Origin of the sequence: Halobacteriovorax marinus SJ, from assembly GCF_000210915.2 — a bacterium.
In the GTDB taxonomy this organism is placed as follows: domain Bacteria; phylum Bdellovibrionota; class Bacteriovoracia; order Bacteriovoracales; family Bacteriovoracaceae; genus Halobacteriovorax; species Halobacteriovorax marinus.
Map to the genome: position 1 here is coordinate 1490842 of NC_016620.1, position 20458 is coordinate 1511299.

20 protein-coding genes and 1 tRNA gene are annotated in these 20458 nt (G+C 36.8%); 15 read left to right on the forward strand and 6 right to left on the reverse strand.

Annotated elements, in window-relative coordinates:
• Positions 1-5: 5 nt before the first annotated feature.
• Entirely contained in the window at positions 6-776 is a 771-nt protein-coding gene (locus BMS_RS07205) for a 2Fe-2S iron-sulfur cluster-binding protein (RefSeq protein ID WP_014244151.1), read from the forward strand.
• Here BMS_RS07205 and BMS_RS07210 read toward each other — a convergent pair.
• On the reverse strand, positions 757-1764 hold the full coding sequence (locus BMS_RS07210; RefSeq protein ID WP_014244152.1) for an SGNH/GDSL hydrolase family protein: 1008 nt from the start codon (positions 1762-1764) through the stop codon (positions 757-759). The genes BMS_RS07205 and BMS_RS07210 overlap by 20 nt on opposite strands.
• Before the next feature lie 242 nt (positions 1765-2006).
• On the opposite strand from BMS_RS07210, the gene BMS_RS07215 reads away from it, so the two are divergent.
• Together BMS_RS07215 and BMS_RS07220 are read left to right on the forward strand one after the other, a co-directional pair.
• Positions 2007-2091 (forward strand) — tRNA-Leu (locus BMS_RS07215).
• A 208-nt stretch (positions 2092-2299) separates the two neighbouring features.
• A complete protein-coding gene (locus tag BMS_RS07220; protein ID WP_014244153.1) occupies positions 2300-2926 on the forward strand; it encodes a hypothetical protein in 627 nt (208 codons plus the stop codon).
• 105 nt (positions 2927-3031) lie between these two features.
• Here BMS_RS07220 and BMS_RS07225 read toward each other — a convergent pair whose 3' ends face one another.
• The gene (locus tag BMS_RS07225; protein WP_014244154.1) at positions 3032-3553 is read right to left on the reverse strand and encodes a hypothetical protein; all 522 of its coding nucleotides are present in this window, start codon (positions 3551-3553) and stop codon (positions 3032-3034) included.
• Positions 3554-3800: 247 nt separating this feature from the next.
• Here BMS_RS07225 and BMS_RS07230 point away from each other — a divergent pair, with 247 nt between their 5' ends.
• The 5 genes from BMS_RS07230 to ahpF all read left to right on the forward strand — a co-directional run bounded on the left by BMS_RS07230 (position 3801) and on the right by ahpF (position 10900).
• Complete coding sequence (locus tag BMS_RS07230; RefSeq protein WP_044557384.1) at positions 3801-4580, forward strand: trypsin-like serine peptidase; 780 nt, start codon at positions 3801-3803, stop codon at positions 4578-4580.
• Positions 4581-4655: 75 nt separating this feature from the next.
• Entirely contained in the window at positions 4656-5243 is a 588-nt protein-coding gene (locus BMS_RS07235; protein ID WP_014244156.1) for a FecR family protein, read from the forward strand.
• Positions 5244-5364: 121 nt separating this feature from the next.
• Positions 5365-8634, forward strand: coding sequence for a PAS domain-containing protein (locus BMS_RS16865; protein WP_014244157.1), 3270 nt, complete (start codon positions 5365-5367; stop codon positions 8632-8634).
• 88 nt (positions 8635-8722) lie between these two features.
• Positions 8723-9289 carry an alkyl hydroperoxide reductase subunit C gene (gene ahpC, locus BMS_RS07245; RefSeq protein ID WP_014244158.1) on the forward strand — a complete coding sequence of 189 codons (567 nt, stop codon included), beginning with the start codon at positions 8723-8725 and terminating at the stop codon, positions 9287-9289.
• A 66-nt stretch (positions 9290-9355) separates the two neighbouring features.
• Positions 9356-10900 (forward strand): alkyl hydroperoxide reductase subunit F, encoded by a 1545-nt coding sequence (gene ahpF, locus BMS_RS07250; RefSeq protein ID WP_014244159.1) that lies wholly within the window; start codon positions 9356-9358, stop codon positions 10898-10900.
• Here the strand turns inward: ahpF and BMS_RS07255 are convergent.
• Together BMS_RS07255 and BMS_RS07260 are read right to left on the reverse strand one after the other, a co-directional pair.
• Positions 10897-11940 carry a hypothetical protein gene (locus BMS_RS07255; RefSeq protein WP_014244160.1) on the reverse strand — a complete coding sequence of 348 codons (1044 nt, stop codon included), beginning with the start codon at positions 11938-11940 and terminating at the stop codon, positions 10897-10899. The two genes, ahpF and BMS_RS07255, sit on opposite strands and share 4 nt — an antisense overlap.
• The gene (locus tag BMS_RS07260) at positions 11940-12272 is read right to left on the reverse strand and encodes a hypothetical protein (protein ID WP_014244161.1); all 333 of its coding nucleotides are present in this window, start codon (positions 12270-12272) and stop codon (positions 11940-11942) included. Before BMS_RS07260 ends, BMS_RS07255 begins: the two co-directional genes overlap by 1 nt.
• Before the next feature lie 314 nt (positions 12273-12586).
• Here BMS_RS07260 and BMS_RS07265 point away from each other — a divergent pair, with 314 nt between their 5' ends.
• Together BMS_RS07265 and BMS_RS07270 are read left to right on the forward strand one after the other, a co-directional pair.
• A complete protein-coding gene (locus tag BMS_RS07265) occupies positions 12587-12802 on the forward strand; it encodes a hypothetical protein (RefSeq protein WP_014244162.1) in 216 nt (71 codons plus the stop codon).
• Between the two features lie 110 nt (positions 12803-12912).
• Positions 12913-14157: a flagellar hook protein FlgE gene (locus BMS_RS07270; RefSeq protein WP_014244163.1), complete on the forward strand. Its 1245-nt coding sequence runs from the start codon at positions 12913-12915 to the stop codon at positions 14155-14157.
• On the opposite strand, the gene BMS_RS07275 is transcribed toward BMS_RS07270, so the two are convergent.
• On the reverse strand, positions 14150-14740 hold the full coding sequence (locus tag BMS_RS07275; protein ID WP_044557385.1) for a helix-turn-helix domain-containing protein: 591 nt from the start codon (positions 14738-14740) through the stop codon (positions 14150-14152). The two genes, BMS_RS07270 and BMS_RS07275, sit on opposite strands and share 8 nt — an antisense overlap.
• A gap of 132 nt (positions 14741-14872) precedes the next feature.
• Here BMS_RS07275 and BMS_RS07280 point away from each other — a divergent pair, with 132 nt between their 5' ends.
• Positions 14873-15307 (forward strand): SufE family protein, encoded by a 435-nt coding sequence (locus BMS_RS07280; RefSeq protein WP_044557386.1) that lies wholly within the window; start codon positions 14873-14875, stop codon positions 15305-15307.
• 2 nt (positions 15308-15309) lie between these two features.
• Positions 15310-16293: a porphobilinogen synthase gene (hemB, locus tag BMS_RS07285; RefSeq protein WP_014244166.1), complete on the forward strand. Its 984-nt coding sequence runs from the start codon at positions 15310-15312 to the stop codon at positions 16291-16293.
• 10 nt (positions 16294-16303) lie between these two features.
• On the opposite strand, the gene BMS_RS16870 is transcribed toward hemB, so the two are convergent.
• On the reverse strand, positions 16304-17248 hold the full coding sequence (locus BMS_RS16870) for a trypsin-like serine peptidase (protein ID WP_014244167.1): 945 nt from the start codon (positions 17246-17248) through the stop codon (positions 16304-16306).
• 132 nt (positions 17249-17380) lie between these two features.
• Between BMS_RS16870 and BMS_RS07295 the strand changes: the two genes are divergently transcribed.
• From BMS_RS07295 to BMS_RS07305, 3 genes are all read left to right on the forward strand, one after another.
• Positions 17381-18097, forward strand: a complete 717-nt coding sequence (locus BMS_RS07295) for an MBL fold metallo-hydrolase (RefSeq protein WP_044557387.1) — start codon at positions 17381-17383, stop codon at positions 18095-18097.
• A complete protein-coding gene (locus tag BMS_RS07300) occupies positions 18097-18621 on the forward strand; it encodes a hypothetical protein (RefSeq protein ID WP_014244169.1) in 525 nt (174 codons plus the stop codon). Before BMS_RS07295 ends, BMS_RS07300 begins: the two co-directional genes overlap by 1 nt.
• Before the next feature lie 378 nt (positions 18622-18999).
• Positions 19000-20424: a hypothetical protein gene (locus BMS_RS07305; protein ID WP_014244170.1), complete on the forward strand. Its 1425-nt coding sequence runs from the start codon at positions 19000-19002 to the stop codon at positions 20422-20424.
• Positions 20425-20458: the final 34 nt, after the last annotated feature.

Sequence of the window (20458 nt, forward strand, 5' to 3'; positions counted from 1 at the left end):
ATATTATGTACACTGCGACGCTAATGCCATCAGGTGAGAAAATTGTAATTAATGAGAAGAAGTCTCTCCTAGAGAATCTTAAAGATAATGGGCATTATATTAAGTCGTCTTGTGGTGGACACGCTACTTGTACAGATTGCATAGTTAAGATTGTTACAGGGGAAGATAATGTAAATCCACCTGAGTTTAATGAACTGCAATTAATGGGAAATGTCTTTCATATTACAAAAGAGAGACTTTCTTGCCAGACATTTGTAACAGGTGACATCACTGTTGATATTTCTGCTCACGATAAGGCAGAGGATGAAAGAAGGCTTAAGAATAAGACTGCGGCCTTCTCTAATGCTAAGAAGAATGGTCCTCGTGTTAGAAAGAGAGAGGAAGTTGAAGAAATTCTAAAAGAGCGTCAAGATCGTTATGAGCAAAAGCAAGAAGACGGTCAAAAATGGTATAAGCACTGGGAGAAAGACTCAGAGCAGAGATCAAAGAGATATGGCGGTGGAAAGAGACCTCGCGAATTTAGAACTGATCACATTGACCACGAAAGAGACGCTAAAGAGAGAGAGCAAAAGAAACTTGAAAGAGAAAGAAGAGAGAAGCTAGCAAAAGTATCTCCAAGGTCTTTCAACGATTCTCTAAAAGATAAGTCTAATAAAGAAAACTTCTCTTCTAGACCAGCTAAAAAATCTAAAGAAGAAATCGCTGAGATGACTTCAACAGAGAGACCGCTTAAGTCTAATCCAGATAGAAAGAGCTTTAGAAAGAAGAAAGATTAAGACTCTTTATTTTATCGGCTAAAAAGTCAGTATAGACTTCATTTAAAAGAGCATTGGGATGTCCATCACTTGGAATCTGATAATGCTCTTTATTTTTCTCACTATCTTCGATAGTACCATTGTGCCAAAAGACAATATTATAATATTTCAATTTATCGATGAGATAGCTTCTATCTTCATTTCGCTTTAGGGCCATAAACGGGGCCATTTCTGTGACAAAGAATTTCCCCTCAGGAAATTGCTCAAGAAAGAGTGACTTTAAATAATTTATCTTACTAGCAAAGTTTTCAATTTCTTTTCTTCTATTATAAATCTCAAAGACTGAGGAGAGTTTATCGTGAAGAAAGTCTAATTTATACTTTTTAAAAAATTGAACTCTTTGGTACTTATCTTCTTCTGAGAGGGGATGTGAAAGCTTCCATTGACCACTTTTATAAGTATAAACTGGTCTATGTGCTGGAGCCCATCTTAGATAACTTGATGAGAGAGACTCACGGTTGAGGTGATCATTGAAAATTGTTAGAATCAGAATCGGCCTCTTTGTTTTAACTTTCTTTTGGAAGTTAAAATGCTCCCATAGAAAAATCTGCTCAGTAATTGATGTTCCTGGTAAACCAAAGTTCAAGACTTGGTGATCTTTAAATTTCTTTGAGATTTTAAAAGAAAATATTTCTTCTAAATTTAGTCCATGGCCGTAGGTAAAAGAACCTCCTGCAAAAATGATAGAGGCCTTTCTCTTTAAAATATCATTGCTAGAAATTTTTCTAAAACCATATTCATCGTGCTCATAAGAGACTTCCTTTGTTTCACCACCATGGATAGTGAAACTCTGTTTAAGGGTCTTTATTGTTGAGTTTGAATGTCTATATTTTTGATGTTCTTTAAAATGATCTAACTCTCTAGGAGGCTGTTGAATCGTTTCTTGGGCAGAATTGGCCAAGCTAATAGTAGAAATTAAGAAAAAAGTCAGTAGTCTAAAGAAGCTCATTACTTTCCAATGGAGTACATAAAGGGCGACTCCGTTGAGGGGTCAGAGAGTAGAGCGATTATCCCTAGAATAAGGAGTAGGCTAAATAAAAATATAAGGGCCTTTTTCATATAATAAGGTTAGCGTCATCGAATCATGGTGTAAATAGCTGTTTTAACGCACTTTTTTTGCTATTTTTTTATCTTTGCCAATTGCCAAACCAACTCTTTTCACTTATCTTTATTACCTCACCAACAATAAATGCCCGGGTGGTGAAATTGGTAGACACGCACGCTTGAGGGGCGTGTGGCGCAAGCCGTGCTGGTTCAAGTCCAGTCCCGGGCACCATTTAAAACTTCACTCAAAATTCACTCGATAGCTTCTTCTACTTCTATAGAAAAGTAACAGGTATCTCTTGTCTCAATAAGGATTTGGGGAGAGGTAAAGCATAAACTTTGCAATTATTTCATAGTGATTAGCTCGTTCTTGCGCTGCGTTATTTCTCATGTTAGTTACTCTTTGCAATTTAAATACATAATTAAACAAGGGATAATCTATGAAATTAGCACTTTTGACTTTTGCACTATTTACGTTAGGTTCACAAGCATTTGCTTGTATTGATATTAATGATAACAAGATTTGCAGAGGTGATACTGTGTACCCTGATTCATGGGATCATTCTCGTGGTGGTGTAGTAAAAGCTATAAACCCTCACACTCAAAAGATGACAGTAAAGTCTAATAATACTGGTGACACTTTTCGCTTTAGAGCAAATGAGGTTTCTCTTGCATTAGGTTGTCTTGAGAATGTTTGTGTAGGTGACAAAATTTACCCTGATTCATGGGATCACTCTCGTGGTGGTGTAGTAAAAGCTATAAATCCTCACACTAAAAAGATGACAGTAAAATCTAATAACACTGGTGACACTTTTCGTTTTTTTGAAGAGGAAGTCTCTATTGGTAGAGGGTGTATAGAGGGGATATGTGTAGAAGATACCGTTCTTCCTGACTCTTGGAATCATACTCGTGGAGGTGTAGTAAAAGCTGTTAATCCTTATACAAAAAAAATAACAGTTAAATCTAATAACACTGGTAACACTTTTCGTTTTACTGCATATGTTCTTGCTGTCTTAGATGAATGTCTTGATTATGATAACTCTCAAAGATATAACTACGAATTTTAAAAAATAATTTACTGTATATTACGATGTCCTGACTAATTGTAATAGTTAGGACAAATATAAAATGCCACCTCTACGGGTGGCTTTTTATATTGAAATAGTTTTGAATTAAAACTCTACTTCATCTAAGTCAATTGCACTATCACATCTATTTGGATCATTTATATCAAAGATAGGTCTTGAAGGACTTGGAGCAGGCTTGCAAATATTATTGCTACATTCACCGTTTACGAAACCTGAAAAACATCTTAAGGCACAACTCTTTTGGCCTTGAGCATCCTGACCAGTTGAAATAATAAAGCACTTTGTTACTCTTTGCTTTGCGCAGAAGCTATCATCTTTACAGCTTTCTCCAATTGGCTTTGAACAAAATAGTTTAGTGGCAGGGTTATGTACTTTACATTGACCTTGAGTCGAATCACAGCACGAACTTGAGCATTCTGAGTCCTGAGTACAGCTCTCTCCCTCTGATAATCCAAATTTATTACACTCTAGAACTGCCTTAGAAATACTGAGCATATTAATTTTTAAGGCCTCATTTTCAGCACATTCAAAAGTGGATCTATCTAATCCATTTGCATGAGAGGAGTAGAAGCTTAATAAGAAGATAAACGACATCATTAATTTCATGATTATTCTCCATTAGATACTTTAGTAATGTATTTATTTTTATCTTAAATAGCTTTTATTAATAGCCGGTAAAATTACGCTTCTCTAGCAGTGTCGTCTGGTATCTAGATCGAAATTCAGTTACTTATAGGGCCAAATTTACACTTTTGAGCGCTCATTTACTTTAAGTAAATTGACTAAAAATCATACATACTGAGTAAGGCTTACAAGCGAATTGTTTATTTTTACGAGTGTGGTTAAATGGGGCATGTTTTTATCAAAAAATTGGCCAAATATACTCGCTATTTTACTGGTTCTCATTACACTTGAGCCCACACAGGCAAGTGCTAAGAGAAGCTGTATGCCCAGTGCTAGAGAGCTTTCCTATAGACCAGAGATTGGACGTATAAGAGATAATCTAAATAATCAAGATTCATCATGTACTGTATTTATGATTTCTAATTCCTGTGCTGTGAGCGCTGGACACTGCAAAGAGCACTTTCAATTTGCTGAATTTAATATTCCAGCTTCCTTTGGAGAAGAAATCTCAAACTCTGCACCTGAGGATATTTTCGAAGTCGATAAAGCGAGCATTCAGTCTCATTATGGAGACTTTGGGAATGATTATGCAGTCTTTAAGCTTAAGCCAAATAAGGTGACGGGTGAGCTTGCCGGTCAAAAATATGGTTACCTTAGCACTTCGTTTATCATCCCTAAGATTACTTCCAAAATTCACATCATCGGTTATGGGCTCTCTTTTCAAGATGAGTTCTCATACTTGTCTCAAAAAAAATCTGAGGGTGAAGTTATTGGAACGAATTATAGGCGAGGGCTACCGTTTATCCCAAACCTTAGCTCTGTAAGTTATGATGCAACTACTTCAGGCGGAGACTCTGGTTCTCCTATTATTTTAGAGAGTACTGGGGAAGTCATTGGTATACATACTCGAGGTATGTGCTTCAATGGTGGGCGCCACAACGGTGGAACCTTGTTTAAGGATCATAAGAGACTTAGTAAGGCCATTGATAGCTGTCTTAATTCTAAATAATTCACTTATATATTTGCAGTTTGAGGGATCTCTTAATAGAATTTATTTTATCTATTTATTTCTAGAGAGGATAAAGTGAAATTTCTAATTACATTCTTCATATTACTAGCTTCTACTTTTGCGCAGGACTTTACGATTCAAAGATATAAAGGCGAGGTCTTCGTAAATAGTACTCTTGTAAGTTCTGCAAACGAAAAGACTATAGAAATAAAAATAGGTGACACTTTAGTTGCTAAAGGTAAGAAGTCCTTTCTTCAAGTAAAGTCTAATAAAGGAAGTACATTCCTGGTTCGAGATGGGGAATTAGTATTACAGAAATTTAATTCAAAGCTAACAGTGGTTAAACTTCTTAAGGGGAAGTTCTTTCATTTTCTTGATACGAAGAAAAATAAGAGAAGCTTTATTGTAAAGACTGAAACTGCTTCTCTTGGAATTCGCGGAACAAAGTATATGGTTGAGGCCAGTGATGAGAAAACTTATCTCTGTGTTTGTGAAGGGAAGGTTGCAATTAAGAGTAATCAGACTAAAAAGCTCTACCTTACTAACGCTGGTGAAGATATCGATATTCTCTCAACTATGGCCGACTTTAAGGTTAAGAAAGCCTCTCTAACAATGATTGATATGACCGCGAAAGAATTCTCAGATATGGGGCATCCCTTATAAGATTCTACCTTTGGTTAGCTGATTGATTTTCTCAAATACTTTCTCATAACTTTTTAATTTTAAAGTAAAATTCTTTATTAACTTGTCGATAAGAACCTAAAGAAAACATTAAGAGGAAGAAGTGAAGAAGGCTCCAATTCCAGAAAATGACAAATTAAGAATAGATGCTCTAAAGCGTTTTCAGATTTTAGATACGGAAGCTGAAAAAGAGTTTGATGATATCGTCATGATAGCGGCAAATCTATGCCAAACTAAGATAGCACTCATAAGTTTAATTGATTTAGAGAGACAGTGGTTTAAAGCAAATTATGGACTAGCAGCAAAGGAAACTCCAAGGGATGTTTCTTATTGTGGTCACGCTATTATGTCAGACGAGCCTCTTATTGTAGAGGATGCAAGTTTAGATGAAAGATTTTGTGATAATCCTCTCTTAACTGGAGAGCCCCATGTTCGCTTCTATGTAGGAATACCTCTTGTAACTGAAGATGGTTTTAGGCTTGGTACTTTATGTGTCATAGATCATGAGCCAAAGAAAATAACTGAAGAACAACTAACCGCCCTTAAGGCCCTTGCCCGAAATGTTATGGCGCTCCTAATCCAAAGAGTGAAAAATCTTGAGCTAGTTAAGACAAAAGAACAACTGCAAGAAGTTGAAAGAATGGCTTCCGCTGGTGGTTGGGAATTATATATTGAAACTAATGAAGTTAAGTGGACAGATGAAGTTTATAGAATTTATGGAATTGAACTAGGGACGCCAACGAGTAAGATTGATGGCCTTAAAAATTATACGACTGAATCAAGGGAGAAATTAGAAGTTCTTCTAAGTAAGTGTATAGAAGATAGATTGCCCTTCGATGGAACTTTTGAATTTGTAGATAATAATGGTGAGAAGAAATGGGTTCGCTCTGTAGGAAGGGCCGTCGTGGAGAGTGATCGCGTGGTTAAACTCGTAGGGACCTTTCAAGACGTCACTCAGTACATAAATAATGAAGTTAAACTAGTTGAAGTTAATAAGTACCTAGACCTAAGTTTGGATAGTGCCAACTTAGGAATATGGGATTGGAATTTAGAGACAAACTCTGTGTTATATGACTCTCGTTGGGCAAGAATGTTGGGTTATGAATTGAATGAAATTGAACCTTCTATAGAGTCTTGGGAGTCTAGAGTTCATCCAGAGGACCTTGAGGCTGCACAAAATGATATACGTAGGTATTTAGAGGGTAAGACTGAAAAATATAGAAATATTCACCGGATGAGAAATAAGCAAGGTGAATGGGTATATATACTAGATCAAGGAGTTGTCTCTCTTCGTGATGAAAGTGGAAGGCCTCTACGCTTTACAGGAACACATTCAGATATAACATCTCTAAAAAAGAAAGAAGTTATAGAGACAGCTATTGAAGATTTAAGAGAGAGATATATTACATTTAATGATGATCATCAAAGCTTCTATGAGTATTGCTTAAAAACTCTTCTCGAAGCTTGTGACTGTTCTAAGGGGATTTTAGGTTATTATCCTATCAGTGCAGCTGATGAGCGATATGTTTATAGTGTGGGACTCTCGGACTTTACTTCTAATCAAGAAATGATGGAAGAGATGCTAGGGAAGATCATTGCACATGGAGATCACTATCTAAGTGATTACTCTACAGAAAATGAGATATTGATCCCAGGTGCAGAGGACTTTATTGCTTTTACGATTCATAGAGATGAGCTTAGATCACTCTATATATTAATAGCTTCAGATGAGAAGAAGTTCGATCTAGATTACTACGAATATCTCTATCCTCTTATCCAGGCAATTACAGAGATGATCGCCTATTTGAAATTAGAAGAATATAAGAATGATAAAGATTATGAAAGGAAAATCATTTTAGAAAGTACTGGAGTTGCTCTTTGGTCATATTACCCTGTAGAGAGAAGATTAGAGCTTGATGATAGTATGTATAATCTTTGGGGTTACTCCAAAGGTGACTATGAGAATGATATTGTAGCATGGGAGAGTACCATGCATCCTGAGGATAAAGATAAGGCCTTGCAGGAATTTATAGAGATGATCAAATATAAGGATCATTATGAAACGAGCTTTAGAATTATTACAAAATCAGGAACTCTTAAGTTTATTAAAGCAAAAGCTGATGTTGTAAGAGATATGAATGGCAAAGCCATTAAAGTCTTAGGAGTCAATTGGGACTCTACTAATGATGTCATAATTCAAAAAGAATTAGTAATAGCAAAAGAAATGGCCGAGGCATCTGAAGAAGCAAAGTCGGAATTCCTTGCCAATATGTCTCACGAAATTAGAACTCCTATGAATGGTATTCTAGGAATGATTTCTCTTTTATCAGAGTCAGACTTAACCAAAGAACAAATGGATATGCTTGAGACGATTCAATCATCAGGTGATATTCTTATGACAATCTTAAATGATATTTTAGATATTAGTAAGCTGGATGCTGGTAAGTATGAGCTTGATATCAGAGATTTTGATATTAGAAATTGTATAGAGAATACAACTTTTCTCTTTTCTACTCTAGCTTCAGAAAAAGGGATAAACCTTACAAGTACAATCAGCTCTGTTGTGCCGCTCTTTTTAAAAGGTGATGTGACAAGAATAAGACAAATCCTTGTAAATTTTCTCTCTAATGCAATAAAGTTCACTGAACGTGGGGAAGTGAAGATAGAGGTTGGCGCTATCAAAAAGAGCGACAGAGATGTCTCTCTTGTTATTAGTGTTATTGACACAGGAATAGGTATCCATAGTGATGCACAGGAAAATATTTTTGAGGCGTTCTCTCAAGCCGATTCTTCTACGACGAGAGTTTATGGTGGAACTGGTCTAGGGCTCTCTATTTGTTCTAAACTCATTGAGATCATGGACGGAGAAGTGAAGCTTGAAAGTGAACCGGGGAAGGGGACTAATATAACTTTTTCACTTCCTTTAGAAATAGGTGTTGAAAGTGATGATATAAGAGTTGAAGATGAACTCTTAAAGAATCAAGATGATGATAAGTTCTCTGAGCTAAATCCTCATACTATTCTTTTAGTCGAAGATAATAAGGTTAATCAAAAGATTGCTTCTGCACTACTAGCAAAACTTGGCTATTTGTGTGACATTGCTGAGAATGGTCAGGAAGGTGTAGAGATGGCCTGCTCAAAAGACTATAGTATCGTCTTCATGGATATGCAGATGCCGGTAATGGATGGATTAAAGGCCACGGAGGAGATTATAAAGTCTCTAGGTGATAAGGCTCCGCCAATTGTTGCGATGACTGCCAATGTTTTGGACGATGATAGAATCAAGTGCTTTGAAGTAGGGATGGTCGATTATATCTCTAAGCCTGTAAAAAAAGAGGATATCAAAAAAGTCCTAATTTCACGATATAGATAAAATCTATCGCCTTATTGTTTTTAAGTATTAGAGATGATGAGCGTATAGTGCTAAATTACTCCTATCGATAAACCTTAAAGGAGTATATATGCAGACTTTAATTAATTCAAAAATTCAAGAATTTAGTGTTCAAGCTTACCACAACGATGACTTTAAAACAGTTACTAATAAAGACTTAGAAGGTAAGTGGTCAATTCTATTTTTCTACCCAGCTGACTTTACATTTGTTTGTCCAACTGAGCTTGGAGATATGGCAGATAAGTATGCTGAGTTCCAAAAAATGGGTGTAGAAGTTTACTCAGTTTCTACTGATACTCATTTTACTCACAAAGCGTGGCACGACACTTCTGATACAATTAAGAAAATCAACTACCCAATGCTAGCTGACCCTACAGGTCTTCTAACAAGAGCATTTGGTGTTCATATTGAAGAGGAAGGTCTAGCTTATAGAGGAACGTTCCTAATTAACCCTGCTGGTGAGATTAAACTTGCTGAAGTTAATGATAATGGAATCGGAAGAAACGCTGATGAGTTAATGAGAAAAGTTCAAGCTGCTCAGTTTATTGCTGAGCACCCTGATGAAGTTTGTCCTGCTAAGTGGAAGCAAGGTGGAGAAACTCTAAAACCAGGTCTAGATCTTGTAGGTAAAATCTAGAGATCAAAATTACTTAGGGCCACAAAAGTGGCCCTTTTTTAAGCATTTAATAATGAGGATAATACTATGTTGGATTCACAGATATTAGATCAGCTAAAAGGCGTCTATCAAAATTTAGAAAATCAGATTGAGCTCGTTTATAACAATAGCGAACATGCTAAACAGGCAGAGCTTGTTGAGATGCTAAACTCTCTAGCGCAGACCTCTGATAAAATATCTGTAAGTGCAAGTAGTGAGAGCGCAAATGCTCCATCATTCTCTATAAAGTATAACGGAGAGTTTAATGGTGTTTCATTTGTAGGTATTCCAGGTGGACATGAATTTACTTCACTTGTTTTAGCTATTTTAAATTCAGATTTAAAAGGTAAGCTTCCAGATGAAGGAATCATTCGAAGAATTAAGAGTATTAAGGGTGATGTGAAGCTTAGAACTTATATTTCTCTCTCTTGTGAGAATTGCCCCGAAGTGGTTCAATCGCTCAATCTTATTTCAATTTTAAATTCAAATATTTCTCATGAAATGGTTGATGGTGAATTTGAACAAGAAGAGATTGAAAGACTTAAGATTCAGGGGGTTCCTAGTGTTATGGTAGGGGACGAGCTCTTTAGTTCTGGTAAGACAAACCTTGCGGCCCTTTTAACAAAATTAGAAGAGAAATTTGGTTCAGTTGATTTAAGCGATGAAGATAGAGAGCTTGGAACTTTTGATGTTGTAGTCGTTGGAGCAGGGCCTGCGGGTGCTTCGGCCGCCATTTACTCTGCCCGTAAAGGTCTTAAGACAGTTGTCATTGCAGAGAAAGTTGGAGGACAGGTAAGTGATACTAAAGGTATCGAAAACCTAATCTCTGTGCCATATACAGAAGGCCCAGAGTTATCTTCTAAACTCCTTGGACACATGAATGAATACGATATAAGCATTCTTGAACATAGACTTGTCAAAAAAGTTGAAAACTCTAGCTTAAAAGAGCTGACTTTAAGTAGTGGCGAAACGTTAAAGACAAAATCTCTCATTATTGCAACTGGTGCTAAGTGGAGAGAACTTGGGATTGAGGGTGAAAAAGAATATACCGGTAGAGGAGTGGCCTATTGTCCTCACTGTGATGGCCCATACTATAAAGGAAAGGATGTTGCCGTAATTGGAGGAGGAAACTCTGGAGTGGAAGCGGCGATTGATCTCGCAGGTATAGTTAAGTCTGTAACGCTCTATGAATTTCTTACTGAGCTAAAGGCCGACGAGGTTCTAGTGAAGAAATTGGAGTCACTAGACAATGTAAATATAATAAAGAATGCGAGAACATCAAAGGTCATTGGTGACGGAGATAAAGTTGTTGCTCTTGAGTATGAGAACCGTGAAGATGGAAGTTTACACGAGCAAAAGCTTGATGGTGTCTTTGTTCAGATTGGGTTGAGTCCAAATAGTTCATTCATAAAAGATGTTGTGAATACAAATAAGTTTGGTGAAATTGAAATCGATACAAAGTGTAGAACAAATATTGCTGGAATCTATGCTGCCGGCGATGTGACAACAGTTCCTTATAAGCAGATAATCATTTCAATGGGCGAAGGGGCGAAGGCAGCTCTGGCCGCCTTTGAAGATAATATGACTTCTTAAAAAGAATTTAATAAGAAATCTAAGTCGTCTAAGAAGAGAATCTCTTTTCTTAGGCGCAAATATGTTATGTAGAATAAGTCCGGCGATGAAGCTGAAAAGTTTCTATATCTAAAGAGAGAATTTTCTCTTCCATCTTTTAAATAAGCAGCGATCGCTTGAAAAGTCCTAGAGCTGAAGGCATGCTCTTCTACATTTGAATGTGCGATGGCCATTAATTCCTGCATAGACTGTTTTCCTCTTCTAAAATCATAACTTTGAAGAGTGTCATTAAGCTTTATTAGTGTCGGTGATAGATAATAGACCACACCCATTTGCTTAGCACTTGGATGCATTACAATTGTATCTTCATCACGAATAATATGTCTTCCCATATAACGAGTATAGAGGCCTCTAAGTATACTTCTCTTTAGAGCAATATTTCTAAATTCAAATCTCTTGGTAAGAATAAGTGCAGCAAGATTTTCTGCAAATGACTCTGCCATATGAATATGGTGACCATCTGTAGCAAAGCTATCAGGTATATACTTTTCATCTAGGCAGTGTGAAAGTTCATGATAGAGAGAGAAAAGTTTTAATTCTTTAAGTGTAAGTAGCTCAGTTACTCGCTCCACTGTGTCCTTAGGATAGGGATTGAGTGAGTCATGAATTCCTAGAATTCTCTCTACTTCTTCACTATGATTTGTCTTCGCTCCAGAGGGAAAGACGGCACAGAACTTATAGTCTTTTGAGCGCTTTTCTTTAAAAGGAAGTGCACTGGCCGAGTTGTTTAAAACAGTGTGATAGTCGAGAATACTTTCTGCTTCAAAGTGATCTATCGTAATATTGAAAGTCTCTTTCATATAAAGAGTAATACTCTTTATATTTTGATTCTTATCTTCAACTAAAAGACTTCTAATCTTATCTTTATTAAAAATAATAATTGGATATTTTTGATATTGATTGAATTCAGTATTGAGTTTTTCAATTTCACTTGTCGTATCAAAGGCAAGTGTAGTACTCGATAGAGCAATTAGAATGAGAAGAGCTTTAATATATCTCATTATCTATTGACCTTCTTTGGAAGAAAGTCTTCTATCTCATCGATTAGGTATTTCATTCTTTGGGTTGTATCTTCTAGCTTCTTTAGTTGTTGATGAATCAGTAAAATTCTCTCCAGTTGTCCGAGCTTTTTTTGTACTGGAGCAGACTCTTCGATTAATTCATCTTCATCATAGATTTCATCTTGAGATGGAATATGTGCAAACTCATTTAAGAGCGCCTCGAGTGGGTCGTTATTTATTAATTCTTGTTCACTTGATGTCTCAACAGGAAAATTTTTAGCCGCAGGGAACATAACCAGATTGTCTGCTGAGTTTTGAATGCTTTCTTTCATTTCACTTCCAATTTTAATTCAATTTATATCTTTGCTAATTTAGTGCCAAAAAAATCCATGTAAAAACAGTGATTTACGTAAGAGTTATTCATTTGCATTGTCTAAAGTTTTGAGATTGTTTGAATTTTAGTCATTGCGAGATCACTCTTTTTTCCATTCTAGAGGAAATGGAAAAACGGATAAAGATAAGTGAATTAATTACAAAAGCTAGTGCATAAATATTGGACACTTACTGAGGCGGAACTTTCTTCCCTGTGGTTTTTGAACTTGGCGCTTGAGAAGATTAGAGAGCGTGTAAAGCGCAGGAGTAAAAGATGAGTGATAAACCAGCATGTCTTAAATGCGTCCATTACAAAGCTTCTTGGGACCCCAAGAACCCGCGTGCTTGCAAGCTCTATGGTTTTAGCTCTAAATTTCTTCCGTCTCAAGTTGTAAAAAGAGAGACCGGAACTGAGTGTCAGGGCTTTAAAATGAAGGATCACTTCAAGAAGTCTAAACCTCTAGATTTAAATGATGAATCTCTTTGGTAGCTATCAGTAAATACATTCCTTGACTCGTTTAGTTAAACATTTTTACCAGCTACTTTTTACCTTGAATTCTTAGTAAAATTATTTAGAACTCCTCACCAAGGATTACCCTAATGAGCTTATTTCAAAATTTAAATATTACAGCAAATACTTCCAAGCAACTTGGTCGAAAGCTAGAGATGGTTGGCGACAATATTAACAATGCTGGAACGAATGGTTTCAAAGGAAGTCGTGCAGAGTTTTCTGAAATGCTCAACACTGCTTCAATGGGTGCTGACGGAGGAGATCAAGTTGGTGCGGGTGCAATTATAGATGCTTCAAAGAGAGATCTCTCGCAAGGGACTTTAGCGCATTCAAATTCTGCTACAGATCTCGCTATTGATGGTACAGGTCTCTTTGCTGTAAATACTCCTTTTGGGCAGGCCTATACAAGAGATGGTTCATTTCGTTTTGATAAGGACGGCTACTTAGTGACAAGTGATGGGCATAAAGTACTTGGGTATAACGGTGAAGAAGGACAGGAGTCTAATACTGTTTCGCCTCTTCAACTTTCAAATGGAAGTATGAACGCCAGTGCAACTTCTAATGTGTCTATGACTATGAACTTAGACGCCAGGGAAGATATAAAAGTTTTTGATATTCAAAACCCTAGAGAGACAAGTAGCTTTGAGAGATCAATTACGGTTCTTGATTCTAAAGGAGAACAACAATCCTTAACAATGTACTTTACTAAAACGGCTCAAGGAGTTTGGTCATACAATGCTGTAGGTAAAGGTGAGGATTTAGACCCTGCTGTTGAGGGAGATGTTTTACTGGGAACAGGTACTGCGAGCTTTGATAATAAAGGTGTTCTCGTAAATGATTCTGGTCTTAGTGCTAATGTAACGTTTAAAGAAAATGATGAACAGGCCATAAATTTTTCTCTTACAGATAAGGGAGTTGCGACAACTCAATTTGGAACAGACACAAGCGTTAGCTCTAATACAAGAAATGGTAATGAAGCCGGTTCAGTGGTTGGTCTAGGTTTTGATAAAGGCGGATCACTTACTCTGCGCTATGATAATGGAAAGAGTGTTCAATTAGGAAAGATTGCTGTTGCAAAGTTTACTAATGAGCAAGGTTTAAGAAGAGTAGGACAGAATCTCTTTGTGGGTAATCAAACTTCTGGGCAAGTATCTCTAGGAAAGAGTGGTGAGCAGGGGCGCGGAGATATTCGTACAAACGCTATAGAACAATCAAATGTAGATATCACTAATAATTTTGTAGATATGATGAAGACGCAAAAAAGTTTTTCAGCAAACTCAGAGGCCATGAGTGCAATTGATGGCCTCCTTAAAAATGTGATTGCTCTTAGATAGAATGACTCGTAAGTCTTTGTTCGAGTTTAGGCTTCTCCCCCTTTAGATCTAATTCCGAGTCAGGAGTGAGCGTACTCGTAAGGGCGGAGAGTCTAGTCAAAATATCATCTGGGATATCTTGTGGATAGAATCTCTTCATCAAGTCCATAACAAATTGCGAGTTAATCAAATTACTATAATCTATGAAAAAGAGATCACTTACTTTCTGTGATCTAATAAATGATTCAAACTCAGCTTTGCCAAATTTTTCACAAATAATTTTAATGATAGGAGCAATTTCTCGCACACTAGTATTCGCTTCATTGAGATATTTCTTTGGGAGCTTAAAAGGGTTGCCAGTTGTTTGTAGTCTAGGCCTACCCTTTCTCTCAATAACACCGCTCCAAACAGAGTCGGCCGGGATATCCAGTAATTTACTTAGTAAAAACCAGTGTTTAGCCGAAACAGAGCATTGATACGATTCAATTTTAGATAGCGTTCCTTGAGTGATTCCCGTTTTCTTTGAGACTTCAGATTGTGTAAGTCCACTCTTTTTACGGGCGCTAAGAATTATTCTTGATAGTCCATATTCATCTACTTTCATAAGCTCTCTAATGTTGTATAGTACTTTTGTCCTATGAGTATAATAGAACAATTTCACATATGTACAATGCTATTTAGACATTTTTGTGAAATTTTGTTAAAAATCTTACATTTATTTACACCGAGGAATGATATGAGTGCCATTGGCGATAGAGTAGACTCACTAGTTGAGCAATTTGAGAAATTTTCAAATTGGGAAGATAAGTATAAGGCCATTATTGGTCTTGGAAAGGAATTAGAGGCCTTACCAGAGGAATATAGATTAGAAGAGAATAAGGTAAAGGGCTGTCAAAGCCAAGTTTGGCTCTACGGTGAACTTAAAGATGGTAAGGTTTATTTTCACGCAGATAGTGACGCTGCTATTGTTAAAGGAATTATTGCCCTTCTTCTAAAGGTTTACTCTAACGCTACACCTGATGAGATTCTTGTGACGAAGCCAGACTTCTTAGAGACAATTGGTCTTCGCCAGCATCTTTCTATGAGTAGAGCTAATGGACTTAGTTCAATGGTAAAGCAAATCTCTGTTTACGCACTAGCGTTTAAAACAAAACTTAGCATGGGACTATAAAGATGATGACCTATAGACCTAGAAGAAATAGAAATTCAAAATCTATTAGAAACCTTATCCGTGAAAATGCTCTAACGAGTAATGACCTCATTGCTCCACTCTTTGTTATAGAAGGGGAGAATCAGTCTGTGGCCATTGACTCTATGCCTGGTCAATATAGATTGAGTATTGATTTACTAGTTAAGGAAGTTGAAGAACTTTGGGAATTAGGTGTTCCATGTGTATCACTCTTTCCTGCTTTAGATGATTCTAAAAAAGATAAGTACGCAACAGAGTCTTATAATGACGATGGACTTTTTCAAAGGGCCATTAGGGCGGTAAAGAAAGCTTGTCCAGAAATACTCGTGATGAGTGATGTGGCCATGGACCCGTATTCTAGTGATGGTCATGATGGAGTTGTCTCCGATGATGGAGAAATTTTAAACGATGAGACACTAGAAATTTTGGCAAAGATGTCCCTCTCTCAGGCCAAGGCCGGAAGTGATATTATTGGCCCTTCTGATATGATGGATGGAAGAATTGGTTATATTAGAGACGCACTTGATGAAGCAGGATTCACTAATACAATTATTATGTCTTACACTGCTAAGTATGCCTCTGCATTCTATGGCCCATTTAGAGACGCTCTAGATTCAGCGCCTAAATCGGGAGATAAGAAGACTTATCAAATGGACTTTGCCAATAAGAGAGAGGCCATAAGAGAAACAATTTTAGATGAGCAAGAGGGAGCAGATATTCTCATGGTAAAGCCAGGGATTAGTTACCTCGATATTATTAGCGATATGAGATCTAATACAACTCTTCCTATTGCTGCTTATAACGTTAGTGGAGAATACGCCATGGTAAAGGCGGCAGATGAAAAGGGTTGGATTGACGGTGAAGCTGTAATGATGGAGATGTTAACTTCATTCAAAAGAGCGGGCTGTGATATGATCCTTACTTATTTTGCGAAAGAAGCTGCGACTCTTCTGAGAGCGAATAGATAGTCCTTTGGGACTATCTATTATGTCTTTCATATGACTTTTGAATTTCCTGCTCTAAATTATCAACTTTTAAAATTCTAAAAACTTTCTCATCAGACTCTTTAGATTTATTCTTATAGTGAATTGACCTTAGACAATCTTCACCTGTGTAATAAAAGTCTTTCTTACCCTGAATAAGAATTCCTTCAACATCTCCAGTCTCCTCATTAAAAACTGGTGAGCCACTATTTCCAATATAGGTATCAGTATTAGTGACAAAGTAATTCTTTCTCTTTTTGAGAGACGTTATAGGATGAATTAAATCCGCAAATTTAAAGCCACTGACTTTTGCACCGTCAGCAATTTTTAAAGGAAGACCAACCGGATGTCCAATGACGATTAGAGGAGTGTTACGCTTCACTTTTCCATCTCGTCTAAGCTTAAGAGGCTCTCGGTTTGTGACTTCTCTATCTAATTGAATAAGAGCATAGTCCTTAACATTCACTGTATTAGTATTAAGTTTTCTATCGATAAGCTTTTTACACGAATAGGCATTGTCTTTATTAATTGCTTGTGTTCCTTTCGTATAGTCAAAGATCCAAGTATTTTGCTTACATTGAGTCTCATCGTTAATACAGTGACCCGCTGTAAGAAGAAGATCCGGCCCTACTAAAAAGGCAGTACAAGTTGGAAGAGGAATTTGATCACTAAAGCGCTCTTCTTTGCACACATTATAGTAGAGCTGCATAGAGAGTTTCTTAAAGTTTAAAACTTCTGAATTGTCTTGGGATTGAGTTAACTTCTTATTCCATACCATACCAGCTACGGAGCTGGCCGCTGAGCTAAATCTTTGATCAGAGAATTCCTCACTCTCAACACGATTATCGATTCCGTATACGACCTTAGGTGCATCTGCAAATGAAGAAGAAATAGTGATGTAAATAAATAATATTACTGAAAAACAGCGCTTAAATGTCATTGATCCTCCGAAGCCAGAATTGTAGATGAAGTCAAAATTCCAAACAATGCTATGTGTAATGTTTTCTTCGAGAGAACTTATTGACTAAGAGCTAAGTCTTGATTTTTACTTATACATTCACGGAGTTTGCAAATGATATTTTCAAAGAAAATTACAGTACGTCCATTATTTGAAAAAGAGTCCTCAACTTACACTTATCTTATTTACGATAACGAGACTTTGGACGCGATCATCATTGACCCTGTAAAGGAAACATTGCAAAGAGATGTGAACCTCATAACTGAGTTAGGCCTAAAGCTGCAGTGGATTTTAGAAACTCATATTCACGCAGACCATATAACTAGTGCCTTTGATCTTCACACTAAATTTGGAGCAACAATTGGGTTAAGTAATCACGCCATTGTTGATTGTGTTCAAGCAAAGTGCTTGAATGACGGTGAAGAAATTCAAGTGAGCAACGATCTAGCTTTTAAGTTCATTGAAACTCCAGGTCATACTAATTGTTCAGCTTGTATTCTTATTGATAACTTTCTCTTTAGTGGGGATACACTTTTAATTAGAGGGTGTGGCAGAACTGATTTTCAACAAGGCTCTAATGAATCCCTCTTTAAAAGTGTAAGAGAAAAGCTCTTTACTTTAGGTGATGAGACAATAGTTCTACCGGGTCATAATTATAAGGGAGAGTTCTTTTCAACTATAGGTGAGGAGAAGAGTTTCAACCCTAGACTAAAGATGGATAATAGTTTTGAGCAATTCGCAGAAATTATGGATAACCTCAAGCTTGCTGCGCCAAAGAAGATTGATATCGCACTAGCTGGTAATAAGTACTGTGGAAGGGAGCAAGTCTAATGAAATTACTTCTTCCTCTTCTATTGCTCATGCTTGGTCAAAATCTATGGGCCAAAGAATATATAATCAAAGATAAGAAAACTTCTTTAAAGGTTAATGTTAAAACTCCAAATGAGTTTGAAGCCAAAGAAAAATTTCTAAATACTCCACTTTTGATTTGGAGTAAGGAGCTTAAGCACCATGGACCAAGTGTTGCTCTCTTTCCTTTAAATAAACTTCCTAAGCATGCTCTTTCTAAGGGCGCGCAAAAGAGTAACTTTGACTCCTTTCAAAAAAACAATAGAGAGAATCTTGGAACTCTTAAGGCGAGTGAGCTAAACTTCTCAGCTCCAAAGTTGGAAAAGGATAGAGTTATCTACTCTTATAATTATATTCTACCTGGAAATATAAAAGTCTACGCTCTAGATATTTTAAAAGAATGTAAGAGTGGTGGGCTCAAGATTAAAAGCGTTATTAGAAGTAAGGACCATAAGAAGTACGGATCCATAATCAATGAATTGATTAATGGTATTAGTTGTAAATAGACTTTTTCAGTCTACTTTCTGGCCTTAACTTTTACAGGGACGCGACTTTTTTCTAGGTCTCTTTGTCTCTTTAGTTCAATGGCCATGGCCGATCCAAAAATAATTCCTGCGATAATAACGATTTCCATGGGGCCTCCTCTTAGTTCGCTATTCTATTATAGCGTATATTCAAACTTTTCGACAGCTGGCCTCGATTTGTTAACGAAATAGATTAAAAATGAAAGTATTTGAAAGTTTTTGCCAATAAAATATGGCGAATTTCACCTTTTTTGGCCCTAGGGTAGAATTTATTTTTATTGATTTCTTTCTCTTTGCACCTTTTGAGATTTAAAAAATATTGCTATTATTGATAAATATCTAATTTTTCAAAGGCAAAGAATGAGTTTTAATCTTCCTCTAAATCCTGAGCAGAAGGCCCTGGAGATCAATTTAAACGATAAAATTTATGGAACTATTGCAGAGATTGGTGCAGGTCAAGAAGTCGCAAGATACTTCTTTAGGGCCGGTGGTGCTGCTGGAACCATTGCAAAGACGATCTCTGCCTATGACATGATTGTCTCGGATACGATTTATGGAAAGGAAAAGAGTGGGCGCTATGTCTGCGAAGATAGATTACATAAAATGCTTGATCGCGAATATGATCAGCTAGAAGCCAGACTTAGAGAGACGAGAGGAAAGGATACGCAATTCTTTGCTTTTGCTGACACTGTCGCTGCGAAGAGCTTTAAGAGTACTGGTGATGGTCATGGTTGGCTTGGTGTTAAGTTTCAGCACAAGAAGGGAGCCAAACCAAGTGAATGTATTATTCACGTAAGACTTAAAGATAAAGAGAATCTTCAACAACAAGAGGTCTTAGGAATCATTGGTGTTAACCTTATTTACGCTTGTTTTAATCATGCCTGCGATTCTATTTCTTTTGCGAACTCTCTTGAGGAGAGATTAACTAGTGAGCGAATTGAAATTGATATGATTAGAGTTTGTGGTGACGCTTTTAAGAATGTGGACAATAGAGTCCTCTCTCTTGAATTTGTTAAGAGAAATTTCTGTAAGGCCATAATGTTTGATTCAGATGGATCTGCTGTACAAGCAACAGATGCTCTCTATAAGAAGAACGTTCTCGTCTGTCGTGGGAGCTTTAGACCGCCTACTTATGTGAATATGGATATGCTCGATACAGGGCTTAGAAAATTTGAAACTGACCTTGAAGCTGAAGAGCAGAAAAATATTATGGTACTTCCTGAGATCAGTATGTCTAAGCTTAAAGAAAGAGGTGAGGTGGATAACGCTGACTTCCTCGCACGAGTAGATATTCTTGCGGCCCTAGGACACAAAGTTCTCATCACGAGTTTTGAAAACTTCTTTGAGTTAAATACATATCTTGAAACATATTCCAGAAAGAATGTTTCATTTGTTCTAGGTGTATATAATCTTGAAGAGATTTTTGATCTTCAAAAATATGAGAGTTACTCTTTTGGCCCACTGGCCGGAATAGGCGCGCTCTTTGGTAAGAAAACTAAGCTCTATGTCTATCCTGGGCATGACGAAGAGAACCCAGCTGAGATGATTACAATTGAAAAAATTAAAGTTGATAAGAAATTAACTTTCTTATTAATGTATCTTATGGAAAATGGGCTTCTCGTTGATATCGAAGACTACAACGAAAATTACAGTACGATTTGGTCAAGAACCGTACTTAGTATGATTCAAGATGGAGTTGACGGTTGGGAAGAGATGGTTCCTCCTCTTGTCTCTAAGACTGTGAAGAAGAAGTGTCTCTTTGGCGCAACTAAGTGTGATATTTAAATCTTGAAGAGATCTTAAGTTAGGCCTGTGAATT

Coding starts and splice junctions, on each gene's coding strand:
- BMS_RS07205 (WP_014244151.1), top strand. CDS start 6: ATGTACACTGCGACGCTAATGCCATCAGGTGAGAAAATTGTAATTAAT.
- BMS_RS07210 (WP_014244152.1), bottom strand. CDS start 1,764: ATGAGCTTCTTTAGACTACTGACTTTTTTCTTAATTTCTACTATTAGC.
- BMS_RS07220 (WP_014244153.1), top strand. CDS start 2,300: ATGAAATTAGCACTTTTGACTTTTGCACTATTTACGTTAGGTTCACAA.
- BMS_RS07225 (WP_014244154.1), bottom strand. CDS start 3,553: ATGAAATTAATGATGTCGTTTATCTTCTTATTAAGCTTCTACTCCTCT.
- BMS_RS07230 (WP_044557384.1), top strand. CDS start 3,801: ATGTTTTTATCAAAAAATTGGCCAAATATACTCGCTATTTTACTGGTT.
- ahpC (WP_014244158.1), top strand. CDS start 8,723: ATGCAGACTTTAATTAATTCAAAAATTCAAGAATTTAGTGTTCAAGCT.
- ahpF (WP_014244159.1), top strand. CDS start 9,356: ATGTTGGATTCACAGATATTAGATCAGCTAAAAGGCGTCTATCAAAAT.
- BMS_RS07255 (WP_014244160.1), bottom strand. CDS start 11,940: ATGAGATATATTAAAGCTCTTCTCATTCTAATTGCTCTATCGAGTACT.
- BMS_RS07260 (WP_014244161.1), bottom strand. CDS start 12,272: ATGAAAGAAAGCATTCAAAACTCAGCAGACAATCTGGTTATGTTCCCT.
- BMS_RS07265 (WP_014244162.1), top strand. CDS start 12,587: ATGAGTGATAAACCAGCATGTCTTAAATGCGTCCATTACAAAGCTTCT.
- BMS_RS07270 (WP_014244163.1), top strand. CDS start 12,913: ATGAGCTTATTTCAAAATTTAAATATTACAGCAAATACTTCCAAGCAA.
- BMS_RS07275 (WP_044557385.1), bottom strand. CDS start 14,740: ATGAAAGTAGATGAATATGGACTATCAAGAATAATTCTTAGCGCCCGT.
- BMS_RS07280 (WP_044557386.1), top strand. CDS start 14,873: ATGAGTGCCATTGGCGATAGAGTAGACTCACTAGTTGAGCAATTTGAG.
- hemB (WP_014244166.1), top strand. CDS start 15,310: ATGATGACCTATAGACCTAGAAGAAATAGAAATTCAAAATCTATTAGA.
- BMS_RS16870 (WP_014244167.1), bottom strand. CDS start 17,248: ATGACATTTAAGCGCTGTTTTTCAGTAATATTATTTATTTACATCACT.
- BMS_RS07295 (WP_044557387.1), top strand. CDS start 17,381: ATGATATTTTCAAAGAAAATTACAGTACGTCCATTATTTGAAAAAGAG.
- BMS_RS07300 (WP_014244169.1), top strand. CDS start 18,097: ATGAAATTACTTCTTCCTCTTCTATTGCTCATGCTTGGTCAAAATCTA.
- BMS_RS07305 (WP_014244170.1), top strand. CDS start 19,000: ATGAGTTTTAATCTTCCTCTAAATCCTGAGCAGAAGGCCCTGGAGATC.